At 55.5% G+C, this 18,958-nt stretch carries 16 protein-coding genes; 5 read left to right on the top strand and 11 right to left on the bottom strand.

The features are described 5' to 3' along the window. Positions 1-32: 32 nt before the first annotated feature. Positions 33-830 carry a hypothetical protein gene (locus tag RT644_RS01955; protein ID WP_016496062.1) on the top strand — a complete coding sequence of 266 codons (798 nt, stop codon included), beginning with the start codon at positions 33-35 and terminating at the stop codon, positions 828-830. A gap of 6 nt (positions 831-836) precedes the next feature. On the opposite strand, the gene RT644_RS01950 is transcribed toward RT644_RS01955, so the two are convergent. From RT644_RS01950 to RT644_RS01910, 9 genes are all read right to left on the bottom strand, one after another. Next, complete coding sequence (locus RT644_RS01950) at positions 837-1,919, bottom strand: mannuronate-specific alginate lyase (RefSeq protein ID WP_313625321.1); 1,083 nt, start codon at positions 1,917-1,919, stop codon at positions 837-839. 56 nt (positions 1,920-1,975) lie between these two features. Next, the gene (locus tag RT644_RS01945; protein ID WP_016496064.1) at positions 1,976-3,514 is read right to left on the bottom strand and encodes a methyl-accepting chemotaxis protein; all 1,539 of its coding nucleotides are present in this window, start codon (positions 3,512-3,514) and stop codon (positions 1,976-1,978) included. Between the two features lie 452 nt (positions 3,515-3,966). Further along, positions 3,967-4,725, bottom strand: a complete 759-nt coding sequence (locus tag RT644_RS01940; RefSeq protein ID WP_016496065.1) for an amino acid ABC transporter ATP-binding protein — start codon at positions 4,723-4,725, stop codon at positions 3,967-3,969. Continuing rightward, positions 4,725-5,792, bottom strand: a complete 1,068-nt coding sequence (locus RT644_RS01935; protein ID WP_016496066.1) for an amino acid ABC transporter permease — start codon at positions 5,790-5,792, stop codon at positions 4,725-4,727. Before RT644_RS01935 ends, RT644_RS01940 begins: the two co-directional genes overlap by 1 nt. A 9-nt stretch (positions 5,793-5,801) precedes the next feature. Next, a complete protein-coding gene (locus tag RT644_RS01930) occupies positions 5,802-7,016 on the bottom strand; it encodes an ABC transporter permease subunit (protein WP_313625318.1) in 1,215 nt (404 codons plus the stop codon). Between the two features lie 63 nt (positions 7,017-7,079). Further along, complete coding sequence (locus tag RT644_RS01925) at positions 7,080-8,126, bottom strand: amino acid ABC transporter substrate-binding protein (protein WP_045508405.1); 1,047 nt, start codon at positions 8,124-8,126, stop codon at positions 7,080-7,082. Between the two features lie 153 nt (positions 8,127-8,279). Continuing rightward, on the bottom strand, positions 8,280-9,041 hold the full coding sequence (locus RT644_RS01920) for a sulfite exporter TauE/SafE family protein (protein WP_017456805.1): 762 nt from the start codon (positions 9,039-9,041) through the stop codon (positions 8,280-8,282). Between the two features lie 12 nt (positions 9,042-9,053). Next, positions 9,054-10,376, bottom strand: a complete 1,323-nt coding sequence (locus tag RT644_RS01915) for an MmgE/PrpD family protein (protein WP_045508408.1) — start codon at positions 10,374-10,376, stop codon at positions 9,054-9,056. A 27-nt stretch (positions 10,377-10,403) separates the two neighbouring features. Then, entirely contained in the window at positions 10,404-11,768 is a 1,365-nt protein-coding gene (locus tag RT644_RS01910; RefSeq protein ID WP_313625314.1) for an MmgE/PrpD family protein, read from the bottom strand. A gap of 271 nt (positions 11,769-12,039) precedes the next feature. Here RT644_RS01910 and RT644_RS01905 point away from each other — a divergent pair, with 271 nt between their 5' ends. The 3 genes from RT644_RS01905 to RT644_RS01895 all read left to right on the top strand — a co-directional run bounded on the left by RT644_RS01905 (position 12,040) and on the right by RT644_RS01895 (position 15,760). Then, a complete protein-coding gene (locus RT644_RS01905; RefSeq protein WP_016496072.1) occupies positions 12,040-12,687 on the top strand; it encodes a GntR family transcriptional regulator in 648 nt (215 codons plus the stop codon). Positions 12,688-12,792: 105 nt separating this feature from the next. Further along, positions 12,793-14,013 (top strand): diguanylate phosphodiesterase, encoded by a 1,221-nt coding sequence (locus RT644_RS01900; protein ID WP_044489356.1) that lies wholly within the window; start codon positions 12,793-12,795, stop codon positions 14,011-14,013. A 172-nt stretch (positions 14,014-14,185) separates the two neighbouring features. Then, positions 14,186-15,760, top strand: a complete 1,575-nt coding sequence (locus RT644_RS01895) for a sensor domain-containing diguanylate cyclase (RefSeq protein ID WP_016496074.1) — start codon at positions 14,186-14,188, stop codon at positions 15,758-15,760. Positions 15,761-15,763: 3 nt separating this feature from the next. On the opposite strand, the gene RT644_RS01890 is transcribed toward RT644_RS01895, so the two are convergent. After that, complete coding sequence (locus RT644_RS01890) at positions 15,764-16,183, bottom strand: GNAT family N-acetyltransferase (RefSeq protein ID WP_313625311.1); 420 nt, start codon at positions 16,181-16,183, stop codon at positions 15,764-15,766. Between the two features lie 104 nt (positions 16,184-16,287). Here RT644_RS01890 and RT644_RS01885 point away from each other — a divergent pair, with 104 nt between their 5' ends. Beyond that, positions 16,288-18,066 (top strand): thiamine pyrophosphate-requiring protein, encoded by a 1,779-nt coding sequence (locus RT644_RS01885; RefSeq protein ID WP_174240578.1) that lies wholly within the window; start codon positions 16,288-16,290, stop codon positions 18,064-18,066. A 52-nt stretch (positions 18,067-18,118) separates the two neighbouring features. Here RT644_RS01885 and RT644_RS01880 read toward each other — a convergent pair whose 3' ends face one another. Then, positions 18,119-18,940, bottom strand: coding sequence for an alpha/beta fold hydrolase (locus RT644_RS01880; RefSeq protein ID WP_016496077.1), 822 nt, complete (start codon positions 18,938-18,940; stop codon positions 18,119-18,121). Between the last annotated feature and the right edge of the window lie 18 nt (positions 18,941-18,958).

Genomic DNA, 18,958 nt, shown 5'->3' with positions numbered 1-18,958 from the left:
AATTGAAAAATTGAAAAAAGAAAGGAGTCTTTATGAATTACCCATCTCATGCAGTTTTTAGCGTGCATTACATTGGCCTCAACCTGAAAAAAGGGGTAACGGCGGGCGATTTTGAGCAATTCGCCCGCGAGCGCGGTGTGCAGATCCCGGCGTATCCGGGCTGGCGCTGGACGTTGCTTAAAGGTTTGCGCGGTGAGCGAGAAAACGAGTATCTGATGCTGTACGAAGCGCCGGATGCGCAGCAGTACGCCCGCTATGTGACAGCCAGTGGCGAGCAGACCGCCGAAGCGCAGCAATTCTGGCAGCAACACCCGCAGGCGCTGGCGCTGATTGCTGAGTGGAAAACCTTCGCGACGTTTGCCGAGCTGCCGACCATTTTCACCACTTATTCCCTGGTGGCGGAAAATACGCATAGCTCGTTGCCGGATGGGCCGAATTACCAGGCCAAAGCCGGGCAAGAAACGGTGGCGCGCGTCGTCGGTTTCCACAACCTCGCCCTGCGCGCGGGCGTGCTGCCGCAGACGTTCGAAAAATTCATTACTGACAATATCCACCGCGTCGAAGATTACCCCGGCTGGAAATTCCACATGCTGAAAGGTCAGGGCGGTAATCGTCTCGATCAGTACGCGGTGATGCTGGAAATCGAGAGTCTGGCGTCGCTGAACGCCTTTCATCCGGGGCTGGATGTCTCCACGGAAAAATCACTGGCCTTTGTCGCCGCACATCAGGATACGGAACGGATGTATGACGAGTGGCGCACGCTCGCATCATTTTCCGGTGCGCCACAGCTCTATACGGACTATCTGGCGATAGCCGGAAACGCCGGTTAACCTCACTTACTCCTGTCGGGCGGTGGCGGCTATCAGATGGCTGAGATCACCGCCCAGACGGGTGTTTTGCAGCGGGCGCAGGGGCGCTATACGCTGGCGCAGCGGATCATCACACCTATAAAGCTGGCACCAGCCTTCAAGCCAGGCCAGATTGGTCGGGTGCTGTAAAAACGACACATCCTGCGCCGCGCCTGTCTTTTGCGCAAACGGCTGCGCATCGGTTATCCCGCCAATCACCACTTCCCCCAGACGCCGCAGCGCGTCGTGATTTTCCGCTTCTGGATCGACACCGTTTGCACGGGCAAACAGCGCAATCATCACCAGCGGCTGGATAGCGTAATTGTGGTAAGAGAACGCCCGCTGACGACGGCGCAGTTCGTTGGGTAAAAAACCTTGCGGATCAATTTGCTGCATCGCCGTACGGTAAATATCCAGCGCGTCGGTAAAGAGATCGCGCCGCTGCGTGACGACCGCGGTTGCCATAATGGCCCAGGCCGCCCAGTAGCTGTGGTTATTGACTTTATTCAGCGGTAAATCATGCCATTCGTTAACGGTTAAATCACCAAGTGTGCTGAGCCAGCGCTCAATATTTGCCTGCTGAGCCGGATAAGCGCGCAGCGGATGCTGAGGCGAATATTGCAACTGCAGCCAGGCAGAAGAGAAGGTGGCCAGCGCCCATTTACGCATTGATCTGCCGGTATGGTTCTTCGCATCGCCAGTTAACGCCCCCGCGCTGGCCCAGTCTGCCAGGGCGTTGACCACACAGGCGACATTCGACGGGTTCCCGTTTTGCGCCCAGGCGGTTACCTGGCGGCTGACAAAGCGCTCCATATCGGTAATCGGTCTGGTTTGCTGGCGGAAAGCGGCGTCGGCTTCAGGGTTGAGCGTGGCACGCGCGCTGTCGGAGCCTGCATATTTACTTTGAAAATCCAGCACGCCAGTGAAAGGCGCGGGGGCTGTGGGGCAGTTAACCGCTTTTGCTGGGTGGTGTTCCGGCGGTTGCATAAACCCGGCGGGAGGAGAAAGACGATCGGCGCCATGGGCGGCTGCCGAAAAGATGAAGATCAGCACTGCTCTTAGAAACACCATGCTATGTCCTGTTTTCCGCGACCGGGAGCAGCACTATAGCATGGTGTCCTGGACTATCAGCTACCGCCGAAAACATGCACCGCGCGATGCAGGCGGGCGGCGCGTTCAGAGAGATCTTCCGCCGCGCTGGTGACATGCTCCACCATGCCGGTGTTGTTATGCGTCATGGCGCCAATACGTGAAACGGACTGGTTAATCAGCTCCAGCGCCTGTGTCTGTTCGTGGGTGGCGATGCCGATCTCTTTAATCATCGCCGACATATTGATCACGCTTTCGATCATCGCTGTCAGGTGGGTTTCGGTGTTTTCGACCATCTCAACACCGCTTTTCACGTTAGCCACGTTGTGTTCGATAAGCGTCTGAATTTCACGCGCGGCAGAGGCGGAGTGTTGCGCCAGATTACGCACTTCCGCTGCAACCACGGCAAAACCGCGGCCGGATTCACCGGCACGCGCCGCTTCCACCGCCGCATTCAGCGCCAGAATATTGGTCTGGAAAGCGATACTGTCGATGACGCCAATGATGTCGACGATTTTATTATTGTCCGCGGAAACCGACTGCATCATGGCAATGGTCTTTTTCATCACATCGCCGCTTTCCATCGCGCTGGCGCTGGTCTCATCCGCGCGCGCCATCGCTTCTGTTGCGGTTTCCGCCGTTTGCCTTACCGCGCTGGCGATCTCTTCAACTGCCGCCGCAGTCTGGTGCAGATCGCCGGAGGTCTCTTCCGTACGTTGCCGCAGAGAATCGCCTTCGCTGGAGATGCGCCCGCTGATCACGCGAATGCCTTTTATTTGCGCGGAAACATCGCCCACCAGCGAATTAAGGTTCAACCCGGACTGGTTTACCAGGCGCATCAGCAAACCGATTTCATCCACGCGGTTAAAATGGCGGTAGTCGGCTTTTCGCCCGGAGACCACTTTTTGCATTTGTGACAAAACTATTTTGAGCGGGCGTGATATTTGGCTCTGCAAAAAAGCGGAAAGTAATCCCAATGCAATAACCGTTACACCGGCTTTTTCAGCCGCATTAAATGGCAGGAATTGCAATACCACTAACAGGGCAGCGGTAATAATGGCGCCCAGGTTAATCCGTTTTGAAACACTAATCCGCTGGAAAATTGAAAGGAAAGAAAATAACCCACGGCGAACCACTAAACCTTTATAAAAACGGAAACCGCGAAGTTTGTTTTCATTCACTTGATCATAAAGCGCGGCGCTGGCGTCAATTTCATCGCGTTGTGGAATATTCCGCACCGAGATATAACCGGTCAACTCACCTTGCTGATAAACCGGCGTCACGTTAGCGCGCACCCAGTAATGATCGCCGTTCTGGCGGCGGTTTTTCACCATCCCGGTCCAGCTATCACCTTGCTGGATGGTAAACCACATATCACCAAAAGCGGCGGCGGGCATATCCGGGTGGCGAATAATATTGTGCGCTTCGCCCATCAACTGGTCTTCGGTAAATCCGCTGGCGTCAATAAATGCCGTATTGGCATAAGTAATATGGCTGTGCGTATTTGTGGTCGACAACAGCGTCGCCCCATCGTTAAGCAAATACTCTTTCTGTGTAACAGGAGTGTTACGCTTCATGAAAAACCCCGTAATGTACCGCGATCAATAAATTGCTGACGCGGTAATAGGCTTTTTTATAATTTACCGGCCAGTGAGTTTTTGTTATTACCAGTGCATTCTCCACAAAGTTATCGGCAACGGAAAGTAGCTGCGTTAAATATTTTTTTAGTCATACTTACGACTCAATTTATAAATATTGTTATGATTTTGCGAAAGAAAAATGACGACAAAAAAACAAACCAGCCATAAGTACATTCTTAAGTCAAATTAATAGCCAGTGATGCAGCAAAGGCGAATAAATAGACGATCAAAAATAGAAACATTAACATCGCAGGCTAACATTTTTACTTTTAGATAAAGTCCCAGGTATAAGAAAACCACAATACCCGTAATTTATTTATGGTTATTAACGATGCAGCAGCAGAATATTGATTGCGACGGCAGTGCGGCGGAAAACCGCCGCATTGCAATTAATGGCTGAGGATCTGATCGAGGAACTGACGGGTACGCGGATGCGCAGGCTGCGTGAAAAACGTTTCCGGCGGCGCGGATTCAACAATGCGACCGTCGGCCATCAAAATCACGTTATCCGCCACGGTACGGGCAAAGCCCATTTCATGCGTGACCACAATCATCGTCATGCCGCTGTCCGCCAGATCCAGCATCACATCCAGCACTTCTTTGATCATTTCCGGGTCCAGCGCCGAGGTTGGCTCGTCAAACAGCATAATCTCCGGTTGCATACAGAGCGCGCGGGCAATCGCCACGCGCTGTTGCTGGCCGCCGGAGAGCTGCAACGGGAACTTATGCGCCTGGTTGGCGATCTGCACTTTTTCCAGATAGTGCATCGCCAGCTCCGTTGCCTGCGGGCGGCTCATCTTGCGCACCAGCGTGGGGCCGATAATCAGGTTATCCAGCACGCTTAAATGCGGAAACAGATTAAACTGCTGAAACAGCATGCCGATGCTCAAACGAATGCGGCTGATGTTGCGCACGTTGTCATTCATTTCGATACCGTTCACCAGAATCTGGCCTTTCTGGTGCTCTTCCAGCCGGTTAATACAGCGGATAAGCGTCGATTTACCGGAACCGGATGGCCCGCAAATCACCACGCGCTCGCCTTTTTTTACGCTGAGCGAAACATCATCCAGCACCTGAAATTTCCCGTACCATTTGCTGACGGAGGTCATTTGAATGATCGCATCGTGCGGGGGTGTTGTGGTTTGCATCAGGAAACTCCTTCAGGGTTGCGGCGTTCATCGATGCGTCCTTCGATCCACACCGCGTAACGGGAAAGCGAAAAGCCAAACAGTAAATACAGGCCGGCGATAAACACATAGGTTTCAATGTAATAACGACGCCATACCGGGTCCTGCATCACTGCGGTGGTGGCGGTCAGAACATCGAACAGGCCGATAATGATCACGAATGACGAGTTCTTCATCGCCGCAATAATATGGTTGGTCACCGCCGGCAGGCAGATGCGCAGCGCCTGCGGTAGCACAATTTTGGTGGTGGTGTGCCAGTAACCCAGATTCAGCACCGCGGCCGCTTCATACTGACCGCGCGGTACCGCCTGCAAACCACCACGGATCACTTCAGCCTGATAGCAGGCAAAGAACAGGGCAATACCAATAATCACCCGCAGCAGCTTGTTCACTTCCATCCCGGCCGGTAAAAACAGCGGAAAAACGTTCACGGCGACAAATAAGATCGTGATCAACGGTACGCCGCGTAACCCTTCAATAAACACCACCGACAAACCGCGCAAAAACGGCAGCGGGGAGCGGCGGCCCAGCGCCAGCGCCACCGACACCGGCATGCCAATAATCACCGTCCCGGAAAAAAGCAGCAGCGTCAGCGGCAGGCCGCCCCAGTCCGCAGAAGAGACCGGCGGTAGCCCGAACAGACCGCCACTCATCAGTACCGACATCACAACCAGCGAGACTATCCACAGCGGCCACAACAGGCGCGAGTGCCAGCACATCGGCGACAGCGAAAGCCCGACGGTGACAAACCACACCAGCACCGCCAGGGCGGCACGCCACTGCTCATCATACGGATAGAGCCCGAAGAGGATCGGGCGATACTTCTCGCCGATCACCGCCCAACAGGCACCAGCCGCCGCCCGGCACTGCTCGGCCGTCCCGTTAAAACCGACCGCGTCTATCACGCCCCAGCGCAGGATCGTTGCCCCCACCAGCGCCAGCACGGTTAATAACAGCAGCGTCAATACGCTTTGTGCAACGCTGCTAAATAAATGCTGTCGTAGCCAGAAAACCACAGGATTTTGCATAACGGTTCCTTAGCGCTCTTTAATGGCGACGTAGCGGTTAAACAGGTTCATCAACAGCGACGTGGTGCCGCTAATGACCAGATACACCACCATCATAATGGCTATAGCCTCCAGCGCCTGGCCGGTCTGACTCATCATGGTGTTGCTGATATTCGCCAGTTCCGGGTAGCCAATCACCACGGCTATCGAACTGTTTTTCGCCAGGCTCACATATTTGCTCGCCAGCGGCGGCACCATCACCCGCATCGCCTGCGGAATGACGACGTGACGCATGACATGCCACGATGAAAACGACAGCGCGCGCGCCGCTTCCAGTTGCCCCTTGGGCACGGACTGAATCCCCGCGCGAACAATTTCGGCGATATAGGCAGATGAGTAGAGCGAGATGCCCAGCAGCAACGCGGTAAATTCCGGGCTGATGGTAAACCCACCGCGAAAGTTAAACCCGCGCAGCTCCGGCGTATTCAGCGCATGGGGCGCGCCGGACAACCACCACACCAGCAGCGGCAGGCCGATAATCAGCGCGAGGCGAATACGTCCAGTTGGCAGCACTTTGCTGCGCCGCTCGCGCCAGTAACGCGCAAGCAGTGAAACCAGCAGGCTTAACACACAGCCAGCCAGCAGCGCCAGCAATGTCCACTGCCAGCCGCTGTGCGACGCCGGAACGCTGAACGTTAAGCCCCGGTTGGTAAGAAAACCGCCCGGCAGTTCTATCGCCTGGCGCGGCGCGGGCAGGTTGCGGATCACCATCGACCAGAAGATCACATGCAGGATCACCGGGACATTACGCAGCAGCTCCACGTAAGTGACGCACACTTTCATCAATAACCAGTTTCTGGAAACCCGGCCAATACCAACCAAAAATCCGAGCAGTGTCGCCAGCACAATGCCGCACAGCGTCACATAGAGGGTATTAAGAAACCCCACCACCAGCGCGCGGGTATAGGTGTCATTCGCGGAGTAGGGAATTAACGTTTCCCCGATGGCGAAGTGCGCAGGCTGGTGCAGAAAACCGAAACCGGTCGAAATGCGTTGTGCATGCAGGTTTTCCACCACGTTGCTGTAGAGCCAGTAGCTAAATCCTGCAAGCAGCGCCGCCAGCAGCAACTGGTAGCAGGCGCTGCGCACGGACTGACTGCCAAAAAAGGTGAAAAGGCGAAACGCGGTGGCCTCGCGCGTCGCATCCGACGCCAGAACACCGGAGTTGTCAGACTGTTTCATCATTAAAATTACGACTGTGGCAGGAGTGGAGAAGGGCCGCCCCGCAAGACGGAGGCGGCCCGGCGATTAACGGATCGGCAGGCCGTAAAGCAGGCCACCTTTGTTCCACTGATTATTCAAATCGCGATCCAGCGGTTCAGCGCTTTTCGGGCCAAAGTGGCGGTTGTAAATATCGCCATAGTTGCCCACCTGTTTAACGATGTTGTACACCCATTTGTCATCCAGCCCCAGTTTCTGACCGAAGCCGCCGGTGACACCAAGCAGGCCCTGAACATCCGGATCGCTGGATTTCAGTTTTTCATCGACATTGCTCTGGTTAACATCCATCTCTTCGGCATCGAAAGTGGCGTAAACCACCCATTTCACAATGTCATACCACTGGTTATCGCCTTTGCGCACCGCCATCGCCAGCGGCTCTTTGGAGTACATCCCCGGCAGGATCACATGATCCTGCGGTTTGTCGGTATCAAACGCCAGGATACCGGGCAGCGCCACTTTATCGCGGGCGATCACATCACAGCGACCCGCGAGGTAGGCGGCGACATACTCTTTGTTGTTTTCAATAACCACTGGCGTGTAGTGAATGTTGCGCGAGCCGAAAATCTGCGCGACGTTACGTTCGGTACTGCTTGGCGTGACACAAACGGTTGCGCCGTCGAGATCTTCCAGTTTTTTCACGCCGCTGTTGGCGCGCACCATAAAACCGGTGCCGGTGTAGAAGTTAGGCGGTGCAAAACTGATGCCGAGCGACACATCGTTAGTGAGCGTCGCGGTGGTATTACGTGACAGCACGTCCACTTCGCCAGACTGCAGCGCCATAAAGCGTTGTGCGGTTGAGAGCGGGGTAAAACGCACTTTCGACGCGTCGCCCAGCACCGCCGTTGCCAGCGCACGGCAGAAATCAACATCAAGACCTTCCCACTGGCCTTTGCTGTTAATCGCGGCAAAACCGTGACGGGCAGGGTGAACGCCGCACACCAGTTCACCGCGCGCTTTGATTTTTTTCACGGTATCGCCATTAACAGCAGGCGCGTTTTCCGCCTGGGCAGGCGCCAGGAAACTGCCGAGCGCCAGCAGCAAGGCTGAGGCGGCAAGGTGAGATTTTTTGAGCATGACCGATCCTTTTTAAAGTTGCTATCCGATTAATTAACTGTATTTATTACTGATTTCACTAACATTTCCGTTTGTATACGTATGTTCCTCATCCATGACCTCCTTAGCAAAGAACGAATTCAGTAAAGCATATCCAGAAAACCGACGATGGAATTATTGCAGCCATCCCCGCACACCTTGCCACAGCAACTGCGCGCTGAGCAGGATCATGGTAATGCGAAACAGTATGCGGAACAGCCGCTCCGGTACGTTATCCAGTACGCGCGTTCCGAGCCACGTACCCAGCGCACCGCTGATAATCATTGCCGCCAGCACCGGTAACCAGCTGGCCCAGGCAAAGCCCATCAGCCCGAATGCAAGGATCTTTAACCCATGTTGCAACACCATGCAGGTCGCATGTGTGGCAATCAGCGGCTGGCGTTTTAGCCCTTGTGAACTGATAAGCCCGGCGACCATCGGCCCGGTTGCGCCAACAATCATCGTCCCAAGACTACTCACTGCGCCGCCAATAATAAACAACGGCCGACTCAGCGGTTTCTGTTCTCCGCGTTTACGCAGCACCGACCAGAGAATAAACAACCCCAGTGCGATACGGGCGATGCTGTCCGGGATCACCGCCGCAACCGGTGCGCCAACGGCAATGCCCACCGCGCTACCCAGTAAAAACCACAGCACCAGCGGCCACACCACATGGACTCGCTGAATCAGCGTCCGGCTAAAGTTGGAGCCAAGCTGCACCATGCCGTGTACCGGCATCAGGCTGCTCACCGGCATCCCCAGCCCCATGATCGCCAGCAACGCCGTGCCGCCGCCGAGCCCCATGGCGGCCGTCAGCGCCGAGGTCAGGAAACTGCAAAACACCATCACCCCGGCAAATAGCGGGGAAATCTCCGGCGGAATCAACGTCAGTGTCATACTCACATCCGTTTAACGAAAATCATCCTGCAGCAGGCGATGATACAGCGCCTGAGCCTCTGCCGCTGGCAGAATTCGGCTGGCGCAATCAAGAAATTTCTGTTCGATCAAGTTATCCGGCAGCGGAATTGCCGGGCTGGACCCCCGCGCCCCGGCGACCCGCAAGGCAAACTGCCGTCCGTCGACGGTGGTCAGCGTGACGAAGGCGCTGTGTGTAATCTCTTCGTCATGGCGCTCCAGCGTCACTTTCTGCATTAACGTCTGTGTCGCCGGATCCTGAAAACGCGCGTCGTCGATAAAATCATCCAGCGTCAGGGTGCCGGTGACAAACGCACGCGCCACGCAATAATGCAGGCTGAATTTACCCGCCAGCGGGTTTTCCGGCTGCGGAATATTGATATGCGGGAAGCGGATCGGGTGAACTTTCACCTCAATATGCTCAATCTCATGCGGCTGCAACCCGGTTTCCTCACGCAGCGCCAGCACGCCATCCAGCGGCGATAAAATAGCGTAACAGCATGGGAAGTATTTGTAATTGTTACTCTTCACGGTATCGAGAATAAACGGCGTTGCATCCCAGTTTTCCGTTAACGGGAGTGGGTCGACATTCGCCTGGCCGTTATAGACGTGGAAATACCCCTGATGATGCTCGAAGGCATTCGCGCCTGCGCTGAAATCCTCTTTTGCCAGTTTGCAGGCCATTACCGCGCTCCGCGCCGCCTGGCCGACCGCCAGGGCTTTGGTTTCCGTGCCGAAGTTCGATTTAATGCCGCTGGCGAGTGAAGCGGTCATCGCCAGCGCCGTGGCGGTTTGCTCTTCATTAAGATCGAGTGCTACCGCGCAGGCCGCCACACCGGCGAAAACGCCGACCGTGGTTGTCGGATGCCAGCCATGGCGGTACTGAAACGGGCTCACGGCTTTACCCATGCGCACCGCGGTTTCATAGCCGGTAATATACGCGCGCAGCACCGCTTCGCCATTGATATCCAGCTCATCCGCCAGTGCCAGCAGCGCAGGCAAAACGGCGACAGAAATATGGCCGTGCAGCCAGGAGTTGGAATCATCAAAATCAAGAAGATGCGAAGAGACGCCATTTAACAGGGCGGCATCGAGCGCGTTCAGCTTCAGGTCGGTGCCAAATACGCGGCTGTTGCCGGTCGCGGCAGAAGGGACAATCACTGCACGCAATTTGCGCGAGCCATCCTGCACACCGCCGGCAAGCGTCACGCCTAATGTATCAATTATCGCGGTACGCGCCTGGGCGTACGCGGCCTGCGGGAAAGCCTGCCGGGAGAACGCCAGTAAATTACCGGCAAGTTGTCGGGCAATAGTCATGAACAGATTTCCTGTACAAAAAAAGAATTAGTGGTCGCCGGCAAGTAATCCGGTGATGCGCGCCAGCGATCCGGGGCGCTCAAAGTGCAGGGCGGCGTCATATAATTGTGCGCTTCGCGCCGCGCCGAGGACAGGAACGGTGAGGGCGTCAAATTTGGCGCGCAACTCATCGTCGCTCAGTGGATTTTGCGCGTGACCGCGATAGACATCCGTATGCGCATGCAACACGCTGCCATCATCCAGCCAGACATCAATAAAGGCGGAACTGGCGGACTGTCCATCAACCGCTTCCACTTCCAGCAGCGGCAACAGCGCACGCGGGCGCGGATCGTCAACCGTCGTCTGGGTGAAATCGGTATCTGTCAGAGCGTAGCCGCTTAATGCAAGAGTGATACAGTGAGGAATGCTGAATTTACTCTCCAGCGGCGTACGCGGATCCATAATTCCGGCGTTAACCATGCCCATCGGGTGCACTTTTGCCGAAATTCGGGTGATAGCACGCCCCTGCAATTGTGGATAAAGTTTACGTGCGGTCTCAATGGAAGCATGCGTACCACGGCAGCTGGCATACAGCTTGTAGCCGTTGGTGAGCAGTTCCCAGCTCTCGCCGAAATCAAGCGGGGGAATTTCCGCGCTGCCGTCCTGGATAAAGATTTTTACCCAGCCGTCAGCTTCATAAAAATGGTGGGCACCGACAAAATTTTCCGCTGCCAGTTCAGCCGCCAGAATACCGTCCATTGCCGCTTTCCCGGCGTGGAACGGTTTTCCGTGGGTGCCGGAAGATTTCTGCAAACCGCCCATCATGGTTGCCGCCGCGCCTAACGCGTTGCGCACCTGTTCTTCGGAAAGCTGCAAAATCGCTGCGGCAACGGCTGCCGCGCCGGCGCGACCGACAACAGAAGTAGGGTGAAAACCACGGCGTTGCAGGTTGCGGCCAACGCCCGGAACCCAGCCGCCGCCCAGTTTCGCCATCACTTCAAAACCGGTGATGAAGGCCAGCAGGATCTGCTCCTCGTCAACCGGATGCGCCTGCGCCATCGCCAGCGCCGTTGACCAGCACGGGCCGCCGGGGTGGCCTGCGCCCGCTGGGTGGGTGTCGTCGTAATCGGCGGCGTGCGCCATGGTGGCGTTAACTAATGCGGCAAGTGCCGGAGTGGTGGTAGTAGAAAGGAAAATTCGCGCATCACCGGCGGCATTCCATTTTTTCGCCACCTGGCGAACAGCATTAACGGCATCGTCATTAACGGCGCCGATCGCCACGCCAAGAAAATCAATTAATGCGCGTTTTGCTTCGTGCCGAACGGCAGCTGGCACAACGAGTTGATTAGCATGGCTGATAAAATGGCTTAGCTGTTCTCCACGGGTTAATGCAGTTTCTGCTTTCGTTGTCATGGTAAAACACAGTTTCCCTGGTGTTGACTTGCAAATACGGTGTTGGCTTACAAAATAAAAAGCAAATATTCGTTTTGTGTATATTTGAATTCATTTGTATACAATGAATTTAAAATAAACATAGCAGCGATTTCGTAAACGTCAAAAGATGTTTTTTAAATAAGCAAAGAATAAAAAATGCAAAAGCCTCCCCGTTCCTGTGGCAAGATGAACGACGGCAGGGTGCAGACTTTGCAAAGCCATCATCAGTACATACGAAAGGAGCTAAAACGTGAAATCGACGGGTCGCGACGCGGGCTTAACGCCGTTTGAAATTCTTATTTCCGCTATCGAAGCGGGAGAGTTGCTGCCGGGAGAGCGTCTACAGGAGACGCGGCTGGCAGAGCAGTTTGGCCTGAGCCGAACGCCGATACGTGAAGCGCTTCACCGCCTGGAAACGCTCGGGCTTGCCGAACCGGGACCGCAACGCGGTCTGATCATCGCCCACATCAGTTACGAGCGTCTGCGTCAGTTGTTCGATGTACGCGAAGGGCTGGAGCGGCTGGCGATGGCACTGGCAGTTAATGCCGCTTCTGACGCGGAGATCGCCCTGCTACAGGAGATGGTTCACGCCGAAGCCTCTCTGACCGACAGCAAAGCCCTTCACGATCACAACCGCATGTTCCACCGTCAAATCTACCGCGCAACACATAATCCCTATCTCAATGAAATGCTGGACAATTTACGCATCCATTTGTCGTTATTGCGCAGCACCACCTACGAACTGAAAGAGCGTACCGAAGAGTCGAAACGCGAACACCAGGCCATTGTTGACGCGCTGGCGCGACGTGACAGTGCCGCGGCGCAGGAAATCGCCTGTGAGCATATTCGCCACGGCTATCGCGCACGTTTGACAATTTTAAGCCAACGAGAACGCTAACAGATTGCCCCTTATTTGACGGACGGAAATCCTCAACCGCTGATAGACTCCGGAATGGCGTATTTTTAATCGGGCTTTCTGTGGGCATTCTGAGGGTAGCATTTCGTGTTAGCGACTTTGATTTACCGTAGCCGACTGAATCGAACATTAGATCCCTCACAACTGGCAGGCATTGTCGAGCGAGCAAGCCTGCGCAACGCGCAATTGCATGTAACGGGAATTTTACTGTTCGACGGCGATCATTTTTTACAGGTCCTTGAGGGACCGCAGGCATCGGTCAACGCGGTGTATGAGCGGATCGGCAAAGATCCCCGCCACGGTAACGTGGTTGAACTGCTGCGCGATTTCGCGCCGCGCCGTCGCTTTGTTGACAGAGGAATGGTGTTGTTCGATTTGCGGGTGATGAAACCCCACGTCGTGCTACGCGCGATCCTCCGCTTTGGCACGCTGAAATATAAGCTGGCCAGCAATGATCGGGTCTACAAATTTATCCGCACGTTTATCGCCTCGCCGAACACTAACGGCGGGGTGCGTAACACGTCGCCCGAACAGTGGCGTTTCGCCATCAAAACATCGCCTTTCGCCAGCGATACCCCGTTATTTCACGAACAACCGTGCCAGTTTGCCTTCCAGCCCATTATCGAACCGTTGCGCGGCAATATTTCGTCGCTGGAAGCCCTGATCCGTGGGCCCGACGGCGGCAGCCCGCAGGACTATTTCTCAACGATTGCGCCAAACAAGCTGCACGAAGCCGACCTCGCATCGAAAGGCTGGGCGCTGGCAATGGCGCGTCGCCTCGGCATTGGTAACCACAAAGTCGCCATCAATTTGCTGCCGATGTCGCTGGTCAAAATTCCCGGCGCGGTGGACATTCTGCTGAATCACATCACCCGTAACCAGCTTAACCCCGGGCAGATCATCGTTGAAGTGACAGAAGATGAAGTGATTTCCGGTTATGAAGAGTTTACCTGGGCCATCCGCCAGCTGCGCGCCGCCGGTATTGGTCTGGCGATTGACGATTTTGGTTCCGGTTTTGCCGGGTTGTCATTGCTGGCGAAATTCCAGCCAGACAAGCTGAAAATCGACCGCACCATCGTCACCGATATTCATCTGCATGGCCCGAAACAGGCGATTGTGAAAGCGATTATCGATTGCTGCGCCGAACTGCAAATTACCGTCGTCGCCGAAGGGGTGGAGAAGGTGGAAGAGTGGTGCTGGCTGGAAGCCGTTGGCATTCAGCGTTTCCAGGGGTTTCTGTTTGCCCGCCCGATGCTTAATGGTGTTTCGGCAATTAACTGGCCCCAGCGCATCCTTCACAAAATCTAATCTTTTCCGGCAAGCCTCACTGCTAAGGAGGATCCGTACGGTATTCTCCTTTTTTATGCCAACGCCGCGCGTATTACGCCGGAAATAGCGCAAACCCCTGCGTTATTTGGCTTATAAATCATCGTTCTTCTATGCTTAACTGAATAACAGTGGATGTGGTTGCGGGGGAATGATGAAACTCAAAAGACGTGTCGCGCGGGCACTGGCGCTCCATTCCTCCCTCGGGCGCAGTATCACTTTTTTTATGGTTGGTCTGTTACTGGCTGGCAGCGCGACCAGCGCATGGACCTTATCCCGGGCATGGGAACGTGTCGTCGAAGACAGCGAACGGGATGCGATTAACCTTTCCGTTTCACAGGCGCGCCAGGCGGAAGATACCTTTTTGCAAACGGAGCTGGTGCTGCGCGACATTCGCCGCAACCTGCCAACAGACAGCATTGAAGGCATTGATGTCAACCAGTTCGGCGTTTATCTCGCAGAGCTGGCAGAGCGGTTACCGCAGCTGCATGGGCTGATGGTTTACGACACCCAGGGCAATATGAAAGCCACCTCGTTTGGCAAAATTCCGGTGATGTCGAACAACAGTGACCGCGAATATTTTGTCTACCATCGCCGTAACGGCCACGGCAGTATTCACATCGGCCATGTTATTCGCAGTCGTTCGACCGGCGATCTGGTGATCCCGGTGTCGCTGCGCATCAGCGACAGTTCCGGCGGTTTTGCCGGTGTTTTGCTGGCAACGGTAAAAGTCGACTATTTCCGCCATTTCTACGGCTATTTTGAGTTGCAAAGCCGCGACATGCTGGCGCTGGTAAATACCGACGGCACCGCCGTGTATGTGCGCCCCTATGGCGATGAAATCATCAACCGCAATCTTTCTGCCAGCCCGTTATTTACCCGCGAACTGGCGAAAAAGGACCGGGGGAATGGCACCTGGGTTTCCGCACTGGATCACATTGAGCGCATTTATGGGTTCGCCCGCCTGGAGCGCTATCCGCTGGTGGTGGCAGCGGGTTATGACAAACCCGCGCTGTGGCATAGCTGGCTAAAAGACAGCCTGCCGGATCTGGTGCTTAATGCCATGCTGCTGCTGGGTACGCTGCTGATGGGGGCGATTATCTTCCGCCAGGTCAGGCTTAATGTGCGCAACCAGACGGAACTTGCCGTCCTGCGCGATGAGCTCACCAGCATCAACCACACCTTGCAACTGATGGCGCTGGCTGACGGGTTGACCGGGCTTGCCAACCGTCGCCAGTTCGATCTGTTTCTGGCAAAAAGCCTGAAAGCCTCTGCGGTGACGCAAAAACCCGTCTCGCTTATCATGCTCGATATCGACTATTTCAAGCGTTATAACGATTTTTACGGCCATGTTGCCGGCGATAACTGCCTGCGAATGGTCGGCGAAATTATTGCCAAACTGAAAGTACGCAGTCACGATCTGATTGCCCGTTACGGCGGCGAAGAGTTTGCCATTATCCTGCCCGATACCGGCCCGGAAGGCGCGCTGTTTGTCGCGCGTCAGGCTGTCGCAATGGTGCGCAGCGCCAAAATTCCGCACACCAAAACCAGCGGTCAGGAAAATGTGGTCACTATCAGCGCAGGCTGTTACAGCCTGATCGCCGATGCGAATTTTGACGATGCCATCCGGCTAAAAGAGGGCGCTGATAAAGCGCTTTACCAGGCCAAAATAGAAGGGCGCGATCGCGCAGTTGCCGCAACTGAAGCGCTGTTACGGCAAGCGGATTGAATTTCAGACCAGCGCTTTCGTTAGATAGTGGCGCTGCATACCGGTGTGCGGATAATCCGGCAGCGACATTTGCAATTCATAACCGAGTTTTTGATAGAAAGGCAGCGCCTGGAAACTGAAGGTATCCACCAGCGCATGGTGGCAACCCAGCGCGACCGCTTCCTGCGCGGCGCGCTGCATCAGTTCTTTGCCAAGCCCGCTGCCACGCCGATCCTCATGCACCCATAAATAGTGGATATTCAGCCAGCCACCTTGCTGGTGGGCAATCAAACCGCCCTGCATGGCGCCATTATCATCGCGAAAATAGACGCCCAGATGCGCCCATTCGCTGAGATTAACAAACTGCTGATTGTAGCGGCGCAAACCGGTAAAAAGCTCCTGCTGATCCTGCTCGGTCACTTCATGTTTAACTATCAGCGCCATTTCTCTTTTCTCCTCTTTGTATTTATCAGAATGATAACAGGTTGGTCAGCGGCGAGCGTCGTCTACCCTTAAAGACTGTTACCAATTTGCAAGGAGAAAGTACAGTGAGCATGAAAACCAGTGATTTCTTTGTTCAGCGTCTGAAAGAATGGGGCGTGACTCGCATTTACGGTTATCCAGGCGATGGCATCAACGGTGTGCTGGGCGCCATCCAGCGCGCTAACAAAGCGGGCGACGGGATTGAATTTATCCAGGTTCGCCATGAAGAGATGGCCGCGTTTATGGCGGTCGGTCACGCGAAGTTTACCGGCGAACTGGGGGTCTGTTTATCGACGGGCGGCCCGGGTGCCACGCATCTGCTCACCGGCTTGTATGACGCCAAAATGGATCACGCGCCGGTGCTGGCCATCACCGGGCAGGCAGAAACCACCGCGCGCGGTGCCAGTTACCAGCAGGAGATGAACCTGGATCGCGTTTTCGCCGATGTCGCCAACTTCGTGCAGGAAGCGGCATCGCCCGCGCAAGTCCGGCATCTGGTCGATCGCGGCGTTCGTGTAGCCATGGCGCAAAACGGCGTTGGCGTGGTGATCATCCCCAAAGATGTACAGGACGAAGCCTGGCAACCGCCCCGGCACGCGCACGGATTTACCCATTCAGGTTCGGGTTACCAGCGACCGCGCGTCATCCCACACGATGCCGACCTGCAACGGGCGGCAGAGGTACTGAACGCCGGGAAAAAAGTGGCGATACTGATTGGCGCGGGCGCGCGTAACGCGGCGGTGGAAGTGGTGCAGGCGGCAAATTTACTGGGCGCAGGCGTGGCAAAAGCCCTGCTCGGCAAGGATGTGCTGCCTGATGATGCGCCGTTCGTCACCGGCTCCATTGGCCTGCTGGGCACGGAACCATCGTGGAAACTGATGCAGGAGTGCGACACGTTATTGATGATCGGGAGCGGTTTTCCGTGGACGGAATTTCTGCCGCCGGAGGGCAACGCGCGCGCGGTACAGATCGATATTGACCCGGCAATGCTTGGCCTGCGCTACCCCTGCGAAGTCAATTTGCATGGGGATGCTGCCGAAACCCTGCGCGCATTGCTTCCGTTGCTGACGCACAAAAACGACCGTAGCTGGCAGGAAGAGATTGCCCGTCAGGTGCGCGACTGGTGGCAACTGATGGAGCAGCGCGCCATGGCGCCGGCAAAACCGGTCAACCCGCAACGCGTGGTCTGGGAGATGTCTCCGCTACTGCCGGAGAATGCGATTGTCACCTCTGACTCCGGTTCCTGCGCGAACTGGTTCGCCCGCGACTACCGCGTTAAGCAGGGGCAGCGCGCCTCGCTTTCCGGCGGGCTGGCCTGTATGGGTGCCGCGGTGCCGTACGCCATTGCCGCGAAATTTGCCGCACCGGAAAAACCCGTGGTGGCGCTGGTGGGCGATGGCGCCATGCAAATGAATAATATGGCCGAACTGATCACCATTCAGAAATACTGGCAACAGTGGCAGGATCCCCGCTTAATCATTTGCGTATTCAATAACCAGGATCTCAACCAGGTCACCTGGGAGCAGCGGGTAATGGAGGGCGATCCCCGCTTTGAAGCAACGCAGCAACTACCGGATGTGCATTATGCGGAATTTGCCCGCACGCTGGGGCTGGAGGGCATTTTTGTCGATACGCCCGAGGCCTTATCCGCCGCCTGGCAACAGGCGTTGCAGGCAGATCGCCCGGTGGTGCTGGAGGTGAAGACCGATCCGGAAGTTGCGCCATTACCGCCGCACATCACCTTCAAACAGGCGAAAGCGTTTATGGCGTCAATGGTGAAAGGGGATCGCGGTGCGGTTCAGGTGCTGAGCGATACCGCCAGCCAGTTGTTCCATAAGAAGTGATAAAAAAGCCCGGTGCGCATGGCGTACCGGGCGAGTGCAATATCAGAGGTAATTACAGTTTGTTGAGGAACGCCAGCAGATCGGCGTTCAACTGATCCTGATGCGTGACCGCAAAGCCGTGCGGGCCATTTTCATAGACTTTCAGTTCCGCGCCTTTAATCAGTTCAGCCGATAATTTACCGGTCGCTTCAAACGGCACGATCTGGTCGTTACTGCCGTGAATAACCAGCGTCGGCACATCCACTTTCGCCACATCCGGGCGGAAATCTGTTTCCGCAAACGCGGTAACGCAGTCAAGCGTGCCTTTCAGCGACGCCAGCAGGGCGATATTCAGCGTTTGCGTCAGCACGCCGTCAGAGACTTTCTGCCCGGCGTTCAGGCCATAAAACGGCGTGGCGAAATCACTGATAAACTGCGCGCGATCTTTCAGCAGACCGGCCTGAATCCCGTCGAATACGCTTTTATCAACGCCCTGCGGGTGATCGTCGGTTTTGCCAAAAATCGGCGTCACCGCGCCGAGCAGTACCAGACCGGCGACGCGCGCGCTACCGTAGCGGCCGATATAACGGGTGACGTCACCGCCGCCCATCGAGAAGCCAACCAGCGTCACATCGTGCAGATCAAGCGCGGTGATCAGATCGTTAATATCGGAAGCAAAAGTATCGTAGTTGTAGCCATTCCACGGCTGATCGGAGCGACCAAAACCGCGACGGTCAAACGCAATCACACGGTAGCCGCGTTCAGCAAGAAAATTCAGCTGGCTGTCCCACATATCGCCATCTAACGGCCAGCCATGGCTGAAGAGAACCGGCTTACCCGCACCCCAGTCTTTGTAATAGATCTGAGTACCATCCTGCGTTTTGATTGTGCTCATGTGTTTACCTCATTGTTG

The sequence above is a fragment of the Kosakonia sp. genome (genome assembly GCF_032104925.1).
Taxonomy (GTDB): Bacteria; Pseudomonadota; Gammaproteobacteria; order Enterobacterales; family Enterobacteriaceae; genus Kosakonia.
This window is presented reverse-complemented; position numbering and strand designations above follow the sequence as displayed.